This window comes from Promicromonospora sp. Marseille-Q5078 (genome assembly GCF_050315395.1).
Taxonomy (GTDB): Bacteria; Actinomycetota; Actinomycetes; order Actinomycetales; family Cellulomonadaceae; genus Isoptericola.
Genome location: NZ_JBNPQG010000001.1, coordinates 3,850,122 through 3,862,513, shown reverse-complemented (window position 1 = coordinate 3,862,513; position 12,392 = coordinate 3,850,122). Strand labels below are relative to the sequence as shown.

Genomic DNA, 12,392 nt, shown 5'->3' with positions numbered 1-12,392 from the left:
ACAGCTCGGCCGACGGGCGAGAGAGCCCGCGTCGCGCTCCGCTCCATGACCCGCCGCATCCGGCTCCGCCAGGGCTGGGGCCGCGTCCGCGGCTCGTTCTGGCCGATCGTCCAGGCCTCCCTCGCCGCGGGCGCCGCCTACGGGTTCGCCCACCTGGTGCTGGGGCACGACCAGCCGTTCTTCGCCGCCGTCGCCGCCTGGGTCTGCCTCGGGTTCAGCTTCGACCGGGACCTGCGCCGGGTCGCCGAGGTCGCGGTCGGCGTCGCGGTCGGGGTCGCGATGGGCGACTTCGTGGTGCACCTCATCGGCTCGGGCTGGTGGCAGCTCACCGTCGTGCTCCTCGTCTCGGCGCTGCTGGGGCGGTTCATCGACCGGGGCGCGCTGCTGGCCACGCAGGCGGGCGTCCAGGCGATCGTCGTCGTCGGGCTCCCGGCCGCCGTCGCCACGGAGGGCGCGATCGGGCGCTGGACGGACGCCCTCGTCGGGGGCGCGGTCGCGCTGATCCTCGCGCTGCTGACCCCGGGCGACCCGCGCCGGCGGCTCCGGGCTGCGGCCGAGGAGGCGACCCTCGAGCTGGCCTCGGTGCTGGAGTCCGTCGCCCGCGGCCTGCGCGACGCGGACGACGACGACATCGCCGGCGCCCTCGTGCGCGGGCGGGCGGCCGAGACCGTGCTCGCGGACTGGCGGGACCTCGCGCGCAAGTCCCGCGAGATCGCACGGGTGAGCGTCAACCGGGTGCACCGGGACGAGATCACGCGGCTCGCCTCGCAGGCGGTGCTGATCGACCGCTCGATGCGCAGCGTGCGCGTCCTGGCCCGCCGCGTGCCGGCCGCGCTGCGGTCGCTCGGCCTCCTGCCGGACGAGGCGCGCGTCGCGCCGGGCGTCGCCGACGAGCCCGCCCCCGACGACGCCCCCGGCGCGGGCGGCGCGGAGGCGCACCACCCGGTCGCCGACCTGGTCGACCGGTACGCGGGCGGCGTCCGGCTGCTCGCGAGCGCCCTCGGCTCCGGCGCCGACCCGGCCCGGGCGCGCGAGGTCCTGGCGGCCGTCGCCGCCGACGTCGACCCGCGCACCGTCGGCGAGGGGTACTGGCAGGTGCAGTCGCTCGTGCTCCTGCTGCGCTCGCCGCTGGTGGACACGCTCGAGGCCGCCGGCATGACGCCGGAGGACGCGCGCGCGACCCTCCCCGAGATGTGACGCCGGTGCCGGTCGGCGCGGGCCCAGGACGGGCGGGGCGAGCGGGTCAGCGGTGCTCGACGACGTCCGTCTCGTCGGCGAGGAGCTCGTGCGTGAGCTGCTCCACGAGCTCGTCGACCTCGGGCTCGTCGCCGTCGGGCCACTCGGAGACGTAGCGCCGCAGGCGGCGACGCTCGGCGTCGCGGATCGCCTCGGCGGCGACGTCGCCGTCGGGCGTGGCCAGAACGGCGTCCCCGTCCACCTCGACGAGGCCGCGCGTCTCGAGCGCGTCCGCGACCCGGCGCACCGTCTCGGGCGAGACCTCGGTGCGCTCGGCCATGAGCTGCACCGAGCGCTTGCGCTTGAGGGAGACGCGCGTGACCATCCAGGCCTCCTCGGCCGTGAGGTCGTTGTCGCGCTCGATCAGCTCGTACACGCGCAGCGGGTCCAGCTTGCCGACGCGGCGCCACAGGATGAGGCGCAGCTCGTCGAGCGACGTGCGGGCGGAGCCCAGCGCGAACGACTCGCCCGCCGCCTGGCCGGCCGTGGCGGCGGCGTCGCCGCGCGTGGCCGTGCGCAGCTCGACCTCGGGGAGCAGCCACGTGATCAGGAAGGCGAGCGCGGCCACCGGCACGGCCCACAGGAAGACGACGTGCAGCGCTCCGGCGTAGGCGTCGAGGAACCAGTCCTGCACCTCCGGCGGGCACTGCGCGAGCGCCTGGGTGGACGCGCCGAGGGCCTCGGGCGCGCACGGGCCCTGCGCGGTCGCGGGCACCGACGTGATCAGCTCGTCGGTGAGCCGGTTGGCGAAGATCGTGCCGAAGACGGCGACGCCGACGGACGAGCCGATGGTGCGGAAGTAGGTGGCGCCGGACGTGGCGGTGCCGAGGTCGCGGTAGCTCACCGCGTTCTGCACGGCGATGACGAGCACCTGGGTGACCATGCCCAGCCCCGCGCCGAGCACGAACATGCTGAGGCCGGCCTGGAGCGTGGTCGTGTCCCGGCCCATGAGGGACAGCAGGTAGAGGCCGCACGTGGTGATCGCCGTGCCGATGATCGGGTAGATCTTGTACCGCCCCGTGCGGGAGATCAGCTGCCCCGACCCGATGGAGGTGAGCAGCATGCCGAGCATCATCGGCGTCATCTCGAGGCCGGACTGGGTGGGCGAGGAGCCCTTGACGGTCTGCAGGTACAGCGGCAGATAGGTGATCGCGCCGAACATCGCGAACCCGACGACGAACCCGACCACGGCGGACACGGAGAACACCTTGCTGCGGAACAGGTGGAGTGGGAGCACCGGCTCGGGGGCGAGGCGCTCCACCACGACGAACCCGACCACGGACGCGACGGCGACGGCGACCATCCCGTAGACCTGCCACGACTGCCACTCCCAGGTGGTGCCGCCCAGGCTGGTGACCAGCACGATCGACGTCGAGATCAGGCCCAGCAGGATGATGCCGGCGTAGTCGATGCGCGGCTTCTTGCCGGCCTCGATGTGGGGGAGCACGGCGGCGACGACCAGCAGCGCGACGATCCCGATGGGGATGTTGATGTAGAAGACCCAGCGCCAGTCGAGGTTGTCCACGAAGAACCCGCCGAGCAGCGGGCCGGCGACGGACGAGACGCCGAAGACCGCGCCGAAGAAGCCCTGGTACTTGCCGCGCTCGCGCGGCGGGACGACGTCGCCGATGATCGCCTGCGACAGCACCATGAGCCCGCCGCCGCCGACGCCTTGCACGGCGCGCCACGCGATGAGCTGGCCCATGGTCTGCGAGGTGCCGGCCAGGATCGACCCCGCCAGGAAGATCAGGATGCAGGTGATGAACAGCGCCTTGCGCCCGTAGAGGTCGCCGAGCTTGCCCCACAGCACCGTGGTGGCCGTGCTGGCGAGCATGTACGCGGTCACGACCCACGACAGGTGCTCGGCCCCGCCGAGGTCCGAGACGATCGTCGGGAGCGCGGTGGCGACGATCGTCTGGTCGAGGGCGGCGAGGAGCATCGCGAGCATGAGCCCGCCGAAGATCGCGAGGACCCGGCGCTGGGGCAGCGCCTCGGGCTCGGCGGTGGGTGTGCGCGGTGCGGCCATGCGGTGCCCTCCCGGCGTCGGGCGGACGTCACCGCCCCGGTGGTTGAGCCTTCGAAAACCCGTTCCCGTTACGCAGGCTCGCACGGACTTCCGAGGACGGCACGACGAACGAGTGCCCGCGGCCGGGCCGGAGATGTGGGGCACGTGCAGCACCTGTTGTCGTCGAGTAGTTGATGAGATACAGTACCTGGCGTGATGCAGCGAGATGAGCCTTCGACGGCGGACGACGCGTTCTCCGCCGACCTGCTGCGCGGTCACACCGACACGATCGTGCTCGCGACGCTGCGTCGCGGGGACCGCTACGGCTTCGAGATCTACAAGACGATCCGCGACGCGACGGGCGGGGCGCACGAGATCAAGGAGGCCACGCTCTACGCGACGTACCGCCGCCTGACCAAGGACGGGCTGGTCGAGGCCTACTGGGGCGACGAGTCCCAGGGCGGGCGCCGCAAGTACTACCGGATCACCGACGCCGGCCGGGCCGTCTACCGGCGCAACGTCGCCGCGTGGGTCGCCACCCGCGACGTCATCGACTCCCTGCTCCGCACGGACGGGAGCACGGGCACGAGCACAGACAAGGACACCCCGCGATGACCACCGTCCACCGCCTCCTCGACGAGGCGTTCGCCGGCGTCGAGCCGTCCCCCGAGGTCCAGGACCTCAAGGAGGAGATCCGGGCGAACCTCGAGGCCCGGGCCGCCGAGCTGCAGGCCTCCGGCGTCACGCCCGACGACGCCGCCCGGCGTGCCTTCGACGAGCTGGGCGACGTGCGCGCGATCCTCGCCGACGCCCAGGCCGACGTCGAGGCCCAGACGGGCGGCGCGCGGCGCACCCCGACGCAGGAGGCGTCCGCCGTCGCCCAGCAGCAGCGCGTGCGCCCGAAGCCCCGCTTCGTGCTCGGCGTCGTCCTCGCGTCGCTGGTGTGCACGGCCCTGGTCGTCTTCGCCGCGTTCGCCCCGGCCGGGGTCCTCGACCTGCCGGGCATCCTCGTCGCGATGCTGCTCCTGATGGCGTCCAGCGCGGCCGGGTTCGTCGTCGGGCTCTCCCTCTCGCAGGAGACGACGACGAACCACCCGATGCCGTCCCACCGCGCCGGCGGCTACTACCTGGCGAGCGCGCTCACGGTCTACGGGCTGCTGCTGATCCTGTTCACCGTCCTCGGGACCTTCGACTCGTGGATGTACGCCGTCGCGGGGGTCGCCGTCGTCGCGGGCGGCGGCGTGTTCGTCGGTCTGGGGGTCACCCAGACCAACCGGAAGAAGGCGTGGGTGCGTCAGGTGGCCCGCGACCACGGCTCCGTCGGCGACCGGTTCGAGCGCGACCCCGAGGCCGCCGCGCGGTTCGGGATCTTCACCGCGGTGATCTGGGTGACGGCGTTCGTCGCGTTCGTCGTGCTCGGCCTCACCGTCGGGTGGGCATGGTCCCTGCTCGCGCTCGTCGCCGGCTGGATCGTCTTCATGCTCGTGCTCGCCAGGATGCTCTTCGGCGAGCGGAAGGAGGGGGCGCCCGACACGCACTGACGCAAGAACGGTCCCGGGCGACTGCCATCGCCCGGGACCGGTGGCTCGGGTCCGGTGCACGACCGCACCACGAGACGCACTCCCACCCTAGGGCGTGCGCCGGACCCTCCGACCGATGGAGGAGACATGTCCACGACCCCAAAGGGGCAGGCACCGGCGATCGACGTCGCCGGCCTGACCAAGACCTACGGCTCCGGCCGCGGCGCCCGCCCGGTGCGCGCGCTCGACGGCCTCGACCTCACCGCCGCGCCGGGCACGGTGCTCGGCCTGCTCGGCCCCAACGGCGCCGGGAAGTCCACGACCGTGAAGATCCTCGCCACGCTGTCGCGGCCCGACGCGGGCAGCGCCCGCGTGGCCGGGCACGACGTCGTGCGCGACCCCGGCGCCGTCCGCCGCGCCATCGGCTACGTGGCCCAGCGCCCCGTGACCGACCCGATGGGCACGGGGCGCGAGAACCTCGTGCTGGCCGGCCGGCTGCAGGGCCTCGGCGCCCGGGACGCCCGGGCCCGGGCCGGCGAGCTGCTCGAGCGCTTCGGCGTCGCGCACGCCGCCGACCGCCTGGTGAAGACCTGGTCGGGCGGGATGGCGCGCAAGCTCGACGTCGCCGTCGGCCTCGTCCACCGCCCGCAGGTGTTGTTCCTCGACGAGCCCACCACGGGCCTCGACCCCGAGGCGCGCGCCGCGATGTGGGCCGAGATCGAGCGGATGGCGGCCGGTGACGGCATGACGATCCTGCTCACCACGCACTACCTGGACGAGGCCGACCGGCTCGCCGACCAGGTGGTCATCGTGGACGCCGGTCGCGTCGTCACCACCGGCACCCCCGACGCGCTGAAGGACGAGCTGCGCGGCGACGGCGTCACCGTCGAGCTCGACGACCCCGCCGGCGCGACGGCCGCGGCCGCGGTGGCCGCGCGGGTGCCCGGCGTCGTCGACGCCGCGGCCGACGGCCGCACGCTGCGGGCACGCGCCGACGCCGGGGCCACCGCGCTGCCGGCGCTGCTCACGGCGCTCGACGCCGCGGGCCTGGGCGTGCGGGCGGCGGGGCTCTCGCGGCCCACGCTCGACGACGTCTACCTGCGCCACACCGGCCGCAGCCTGGAGGCCGCCCACCGGGCGGCCGCGGGCGTCGAGCCCGAGGGGGTGGCGGCATGAGCGCCGTGACGCAGGCCGCCCTCCTCACCGGGCGACAGGCCCGCCAGGGCGTGCGCATCCCCGTGTTCATGGTGATGAACCTGCTGCAGCCGATGATCTGGCTGCTGCTGTTCGGGCAGCTCTTCCGGTCCGTCATCGAGATCCCCGGCTTCGCCGGCGGGGCCGACGTCAGCTACCTCGAGTACCTCACGCCCGGCGTCGTCATGATGACGGCGATGGGCGGCGCGGCGTGGGCCGGCACGACCTTCGTGCAGGACATGGAGCGCGGCGTCATGGACCGCTTCCTCTCCGCCCCGACGAGCCGCGGGGCGCTGCTCGCCGCGACCATGGCCTGGTACGCGCTGCTCGGGTGCGCCCAGGCGCTGGTGGTCGTGGGCGTGGCGTGGCTCGGGGGCGCGCGGTTCCCCGGCGGCGCGGCGGGCGTGCTCGTCATGCTGGTCGCCGTGGCCCTGCTGAGCTGCCTGTTCGCCGCCCTCTCGGGCGCCGTCGCGCTGCTCACCCGGCAGCAGGAGGCGCTCATCGGCGTCTCGCAGCTGCTCACCATCCCGCTGATGTTCCTCTCCTCGGCGGTGATGGACCCGGCCCTCGCCCCGGACTGGATCGCCACCGCCGCGCGCTACAACCCGTTCGACTGGGCGGTGGTCGTGGCCCGCGACGCCCTGCAGGGGTTCGCCGACCCCGGCACCGTGTGGCTGCACCTCGGGCTGCTCGCCGCGGCCGTCGCCGCGATGGGGGCGCTGGCGTCCCTGGCGTTCCGCGCGTACCGCCGGGCCGCCTGACCCCGCCGAGGTAGTTCCAGATCCGCCGAGGTAGTTCGGACGCCGCCGAGGTAGTTCGTGACGGGATGTCACGAACTACCTCGGCGGATCTGGAACTACCTCGGCGTGAGGTGCCTGTCCCGGGCGGGGTGCAGACGGTACGGTCGTCGGTCATGGAGGTCTCCGTCAGCGCGCTGCGCGCCGAGCTGAAGTCGTGGATCGAGAAGGCTCGTGCGGGCGAGGAGATCGTCATCACGGAACGGGGGGTGCCGGTCGCGCGCCTGTCCGGGGTGGCGACGGCGGACCTCGTCGCCGGGCTGGTGCGCGACGGGCTGCTCACGCCCGCCGCGACGGAGCGGTCCGTGCACGCCGTGCCCGACGACGACGCGGAGGTCGTCGCCCGCCCGGGCGCCCGGCCCGCGTCGCGCCCGGCGTCGCGCATGTCCGACCTGGTGCGCCGCATCCGGCGCTGACGAGACCCGACCGGCGAGAAGAACGGAGAAGGATGGCCCTCGTCTACTTCGACGCCAGCGCCCTGGTGAAGCTGTGCGTGCACGAGCCGGGGTCCCGCCTGGCGAGCGCGCTGTGGAACCGCGCCGACGTCGTCGTCAGCTCCCGCATCGCCGACGCCGAGGTACGGGCCGCGCTCGCCGCCGGGGAGCGCGCCGGGGTGCTCGACCCCCTCGCGCGGCGGCGCGGCGCGGCGCTGTGGGACGAGCTGAGCCCTGCGCTGCACACGATCGAGGTGACGCCCGACGTCTCGGAGCGTGCCGCCGACCTCCTCGCCTCCTGCCCGGTGCCGCTGCGCGGCGCGGACGCCCTGCACGTGGCGAGCGCCCTCGCCGTCGCGCACGAGGACACCGTCGTCGCGGCGTGGGACGAGCACGTCGCGGGGGCCGCCCGCTCCCGCCGACTCACGGTCCTCCCGTAGGCTCGGGCCCGTGTTCGGAGCCCTGCAGTACTTCGTCCTCGGCGCGCTCGCCCTCGTGGTGTTCGTCGTGCAGCTCGTCGCCTTCGTCGATGCCGCCCGCCGCCCGGCCCGCGCCTACGTCTCCGAGGGGAAGCTGAAGAAGAACATCTGGCTGATCATCCTCGGCGTCGCGGCGATCATCGGGCTGCTCGGCCTGCCGCCCACGTACATGACGTCGACGTCGTTCTTCAACGTCATCGCCGTGACCCCCGCGATCATCTACTGGGTCGACGTGCGTCCGAAGATCCAGCCGTACGGCACCGGCGGGGGGCGTCGCCCCCAGGGCCCGACGGGCGGCTGGTGAGATGGCGGACGGCGAGATGACCGCTCCGCACGTGCCCGCGCCCGTCGCTCCCGTCGCCCGCGGCGCCGTGCCGCTCGCGGAGGTGGTGCGCGGCGACCTCGTCGAGTCGGTCCACCTCGGGCACCTGGTGGTGCTCGGGCCCGGCGGCGACGTGCGGGTCGCCCTCGGCGACCCGGCGACGGCGATCTGGCCGCGCTCGTCGGTGAAGCCGCTCCAGGCGCTCGCCCTGCTGCGCGCCGGCCTCGACCTGCCGGACCGCCTCCTCGCGCTGGCCGCCGCCAGCCACAGCGGAGCCCCCGAGCACCTCGCGGGGGTGCGCGAGATCCTCGCCGGCGCCGGGCTCGACGAGTCCGCGCTGCGCAACACCCCCGACCTGCCGCTCGGCCGCCCCGAGGCGCTCGCCTGGCAGGAGTCGGGGCGCGGGCCGGAACGGAACGTCCAGAACTGCTCCGGCAAGCACGCCGCCATGCTCGCGACCTGCGTCGCGGCCGGCTGGGCCACGGACTCGTACCTCGACCCCGCGCACCCGCTGCAGGTGGGCGTGCGCGCCGCCGTGGTCGAGCTGACGGGCGGCGACGACGCCGGCACGCACGCCACCACGGACGGGTGCGGCGCGCCCCTGTTCTCGACGTCGGTGCTCGGCCTGGCGCGGTCGTTCGGACGGCTCGCGGCCGCCGGGTCGGGCGCGGCGGACGACGAGCCCGGCGCCGCGCGCGTGGCCCGGGCGATGGCCGCGCACCCGGAGATGGTCGCGGGCCGGGGCCGCGAGGACACGCTGGTCATGACCGCCGTGCCCGGCACGATCGCGAAGATCGGTGCCGACGGCGTGTGCGCGGCGGGCCTGCCCGACGGGTCGGCCGTCGCGTTCAAGATCCTCGACGGCGGCGACCGGGCGCGCCCCGCGATCCTCGCGGCCGCCGTGCGCGCGGCGGGGGCGGCGGCCGTCGCGGGCGCGGACCTCGCCGCGCTGGACGCGGTCGGCGCCACCCCCGTGCTCGGCGGCGGTGCCCCGGTCGGCGCGGTGCGCCCGACGTTGCCGGGAGACGCCGCGTGAGGGCGGTGGTGCAGCGCGTCACGCGCGCCAGCGTCACGGTGGACGGCGAGGTGGTCGGCGCGATCGACCGGCCCGGGCTGGTCGCCCTGGTCGGCGTGACGCACGACGACGGCCCGTCGGAGGTGGCGACCGTCGCCCGCAAGATCGCGGAGCTGCGCATCCTGCGCGGCGAGCGCTCGGCCGCGGACGAGGGCGCCCCGGTGCTGGTGGTCAGCCAGTTCACGCTCTACGGCGACGCCCGCAAGGGGCGCCGGCCCACCTGGAACGCGGCCGCGCCGGGCCCCGTGGCGGAGCCGCTGGTCGACGCCGTCGTCACCGACCTGCGCGGCCGGGGGCTCGAGGTCGCCACCGGGCGGTTCGGGGCCGACATGGCGGTCGATCTGGTGAACGACGGCCCCGTGACCGTCCTGCTGGAGGCCTGACGAGCCCCTGACCGGCGGTCAGTGCTCGGTGCTCGGTGCTGGGTCAGTGCTCGGTGCGGCGGCGACGGGCGACGGCGACGGCCACGCCGCCGGCGGCGACCAGCGCGGCGGACGCCACGACCAGCCCGGCCACCCCGGCGCCCGTCTGCGGCAGGAAGCCCGACGTCGGTGGCGCGGCCGCCGGCGGGTTCTCCACCGGCACGGCGGCGGGGACGGTCGTGCCCGACGTCGGGTCGCCCCCCGTGGGCGTGGTCGGCGTGCCGGGCGGGTCCGTCGCGCAGCTCGGGGACGAGGGCGGGTAGTCGGCGGTCAGCGTCAGCTCGGGGTTCACCTGGAGCTTCACGTCCACGGACGGGCGCACCCAGTCGAACTCGTCGCCCTCCATCCAGGTGCCGCCCTCCAGGCGCCAGCCCGGCCAGTCGACCGGGGCGCCCGCCGCGTCCACCGCGGCGCCCGGCCACAGCACGCGGCCGCTCAGCGGAAGGCCCGACTGGACGACGTCGTCGCCGGACGGGTTGAGCCACGTGATCGTCACGGTGGTGTTCTCCGTGCCGGTGGCCGTGACGGCGTAGCGCAGGTACGGCACGTCGCCGTCGCACTCGGGCTGGAAGATCTCCGCGGTGAGCGTCGGCTCCTCCGGCGGCGGGTACTCGGTGGTGCTGGCGCTCGGGCTGGGGCTGCCGGCGGGGTCCGTGCTCGCGGCGGCAGGCGCCACGGCGGCCAGGAGCGCGCCCGCTCCCAGGAGCAGACCGACGGCGGTGCCGGCGGCGAAGCGTGCTTGGGCCATGTCGTCGACTCCTCGGGGCGGTGCGCTGGGCCTTCTGTGGCGTCACGCTAACGGCGCGAGGGCACACCGGTCCCCGCTGCGGCCGGGTGAAACCGCTGGCAGGGCGCGCATTCACCCGCTCGGGCCGGTGCCTCCCGGCGACGTCCCCCGACGGCTCCGCCCGACCGGCGTCACCGGCAGGTCGGGACCTCGACGTCGAGCAGGCCGCCCGTGGTCGTCGTCGGGGTGGACCACACCTCGAGCCGTCCGGACGGCGTGCCGCCGTCACCGTCCCCGTCGACGCTGGCCGGGACGGCGAGCCGCAGCGTCGTGCGCTCGCCCGGCGCGAGGACCACGGTGACCGACTGGGTCGGCCGGCCGTGGGTCGTGCGGGCCTCGCCGCCCACCGCCGACCCGTCCCGCTCGACGCGCGGCTCCGCCCCGTCGCGCGGCCCCGACACCGTCACGCCCAGGCGCAGCGTGCCGGGCGGGCTGGCCCCGCCGGGCAGGCCCGCGACGTACGACGGCAGCGACGTGGCGGCGTCCTCAGGGGCGCTCGACGCGAGCTCCAGCTCGATCGTGTCGACCCGCCCGCGGGAGGTGCACTCCGAGCCGACGACGCTCAGCGACGAGTCCAGGTAGGCCGACATCTTCCCCGACACATGGTCGGTGAGGAACACGCCCACGGCGTCGGCCGCGCGGGGCTCGGCGGCGAACGACCCGGCCACGAGGGTGCCCGCCAGCAGCGCCTGCTCCTCCGGGTCCGCCGACCAGACCCGCACCCGGTGCTCGCCGGCCGCGTGCTGCAGGCCCGTGAGCAGGGCGCCGGGGGAGACGTCGGGCGACATGGCGCGGGCGAGGACGGCGGCCGCCGCCTCGGCATAGAAGCGGTCGGCGGTCTCGGGGTCGAGGACGTCGTAGACGCGCCGCAGGAGGACGTCGACGACGTTGTCGCCGGTCAGCTCGACGGTGTCGCGGCCGAGGGCCTCCGCGACCGGGCCCGACAGCGGCACCCGGACCGCGCCGGACTCGGCGAGCAGGAGGGACAGCGCCACGGGGTCGGTCGCGAGGACGCCGTCGACCTGATCGCCCTGGGCGCGCGCCCACATCTCGGCGGCCAGCGCCGCCGACGTCGGGAAGTCCGGGGTGGCGGTGACGTCCTGCACGAACATGCCGAGGCGCCCCGTGTACGCGGCGTCGTCGTCGGCGGACAGGGGGAGCACGGGGCTGCGGAACGGCCCGACCTCCGAGGCCGCGACCTGGCGCACCAGCCGGACGCGGCCGTCCTCGACGCGCACCAGCGTCAGGGCGCCCGCGATGCCGCCGCCCTGGCGCAGCTCGGCCGTGCTCATGCTCAGCAGCAGGTACGTGCGCGGTCCGTCGGCGCCGAGCATCGCCGGGCCGAGCGCGGCCGCGCGGTCGCCGGTCGCGACGGCGGCGGCGAGCTCGTCGACCCGGTCGCTCAGGGTCGTCACCGGCTCCACCAGCTGCGGGAGCAGGTCGTCGGGGTCGATGTCGTCCAGCCGGTCGCGCGACGCGTCGATCGACGCCTGCGCCGTCGCCATCCCCGGCGCCGCGGCGCGCAGCGGCTCGAGGTCGATGCCGCCGCCCGGGGTGCGGGTCGTCGCGGCGACCGCGTCGGTGAGGTCGGCGAGGCCGGGGAGCACCTCGTCGGTCACGTCGTCGAGCACGACGGCGACGTCCGTCGCGGCGCCCGCCGTCGGGCCGATCACGGGCGTGCGGGCGGCGAGCCACCACAGCGGGCCGTCGGTGGCCTCCCGGGCGAGCGACGTCTGGAGCCGCAGCTCCGCCAGGGCGGGCGAGGACGCCAGGGTGGCGGGGGTCGTCCCGTCCGCCTCGGACCGGGCGCCGGCGCGCAGCTCCTCGGAGACGACGGGGACCTGCTCGGCGGCCCGGCTGAGGGCGGTCCGCGCCACGAGCGCGTCCCGCACCAGCAGCGCGCCGCACACCGCGGCCGTCAGCACGGTCACGAGCGCGACCAGCAGGACCCACCGGCCGGCACGCCGTCGCCGTCGGACCGCCCGCGCGGGAGGGTCCGACCTCGTGGGCGCCGGGCCGGTGTCGACGGTCATCCCCGCACGGTAGGTCCGCGCGGACCCGGCGGAGGGATGAATCTGCGGGTGATGTCGGTGCGCGCCGGTCGACGAGGACGCGTCGGCG

General features: G+C 75.5%; 13 protein-coding genes. 10 read left to right on the top strand and 3 right to left on the bottom strand.

Annotation, left to right across the window (positions count from 1 at the left end):
• The first annotated feature begins 45 nt into the window (after positions 1–45).
• Positions 46–1,197: an FUSC family protein gene (locus ACQFYA_RS17750; protein ID WP_499126361.1), complete on the top strand. Its 1,152-nt coding sequence runs from the start codon at positions 46–48 to the stop codon at positions 1,195–1,197.
• Between the two features lie 46 nt (positions 1,198–1,243).
• Here ACQFYA_RS17750 and ACQFYA_RS17745 read toward each other — a convergent pair whose 3' ends face one another.
• A complete protein-coding gene (locus ACQFYA_RS17745) occupies positions 1,244–3,262 on the bottom strand; it encodes a DHA2 family efflux MFS transporter permease subunit (RefSeq protein ID WP_499126360.1) in 2,019 nt (672 codons plus the stop codon).
• A 195-nt stretch (positions 3,263–3,457) separates the two neighbouring features.
• Between ACQFYA_RS17745 and ACQFYA_RS17740 the strand changes: the two genes are divergently transcribed.
• From ACQFYA_RS17740 to dtd, 9 genes are all read left to right on the top strand, one after another.
• Positions 3,458–3,856: a PadR family transcriptional regulator gene (locus tag ACQFYA_RS17740; protein ID WP_499127599.1), complete on the top strand. Its 399-nt coding sequence runs from the start codon at positions 3,458–3,460 to the stop codon at positions 3,854–3,856.
• Complete coding sequence (locus tag ACQFYA_RS17735) at positions 3,853–4,782, top strand: permease prefix domain 1-containing protein (protein WP_499126358.1); 930 nt, start codon at positions 3,853–3,855, stop codon at positions 4,780–4,782. Before ACQFYA_RS17740 ends, ACQFYA_RS17735 begins: the two co-directional genes overlap by 4 nt.
• A gap of 126 nt (positions 4,783–4,908) precedes the next feature.
• Entirely contained in the window at positions 4,909–5,937 is a 1,029-nt protein-coding gene (locus ACQFYA_RS17730) for an ABC transporter ATP-binding protein (protein ID WP_499126356.1), read from the top strand.
• Positions 5,934–6,716 (top strand): ABC transporter permease, encoded by a 783-nt coding sequence (locus ACQFYA_RS17725; RefSeq protein ID WP_499126354.1) that lies wholly within the window; start codon positions 5,934–5,936, stop codon positions 6,714–6,716. The genes ACQFYA_RS17730 and ACQFYA_RS17725 overlap by 4 nt, the downstream gene beginning before the upstream one ends.
• Before the next feature lie 152 nt (positions 6,717–6,868).
• Positions 6,869–7,168, top strand: coding sequence for a type II toxin-antitoxin system Phd/YefM family antitoxin (locus tag ACQFYA_RS17720; protein ID WP_499126353.1), 300 nt, complete (start codon positions 6,869–6,871; stop codon positions 7,166–7,168).
• Between the two features lie 32 nt (positions 7,169–7,200).
• On the top strand, positions 7,201–7,626 hold the full coding sequence (locus ACQFYA_RS17715) for a type II toxin-antitoxin system VapC family toxin (protein WP_499126351.1): 426 nt from the start codon (positions 7,201–7,203) through the stop codon (positions 7,624–7,626).
• 10 nt (positions 7,627–7,636) lie between these two features.
• Positions 7,637–7,969 carry a DUF2516 family protein gene (locus tag ACQFYA_RS17710; protein ID WP_499126349.1) on the top strand — a complete coding sequence of 111 codons (333 nt, stop codon included), beginning with the start codon at positions 7,637–7,639 and terminating at the stop codon, positions 7,967–7,969.
• A gap of 16 nt (positions 7,970–7,985) precedes the next feature.
• Entirely contained in the window at positions 7,986–9,023 is a 1,038-nt protein-coding gene (locus tag ACQFYA_RS17705) for an asparaginase (protein WP_499126347.1), read from the top strand.
• Complete coding sequence (dtd, locus tag ACQFYA_RS17700; protein WP_499126345.1) at positions 9,020–9,445, top strand: D-aminoacyl-tRNA deacylase; 426 nt, start codon at positions 9,020–9,022, stop codon at positions 9,443–9,445. The genes ACQFYA_RS17705 and dtd overlap by 4 nt, the downstream gene beginning before the upstream one ends.
• Positions 9,446–9,488: 43 nt before the next feature.
• Here dtd and ACQFYA_RS17695 read toward each other — a convergent pair whose 3' ends face one another.
• Positions 9,489–10,232, bottom strand: a complete 744-nt coding sequence (locus ACQFYA_RS17695) for an LPXTG cell wall anchor domain-containing protein (RefSeq protein WP_499126343.1) — start codon at positions 10,230–10,232, stop codon at positions 9,489–9,491.
• 170 nt (positions 10,233–10,402) lie between these two features.
• The gene (locus ACQFYA_RS17690; RefSeq protein ID WP_499126341.1) at positions 10,403–12,304 is read right to left on the bottom strand and encodes a DUF4012 domain-containing protein; all 1,902 of its coding nucleotides are present in this window, start codon (positions 12,302–12,304) and stop codon (positions 10,403–10,405) included.
• Positions 12,305–12,392: the final 88 nt, after the last annotated feature.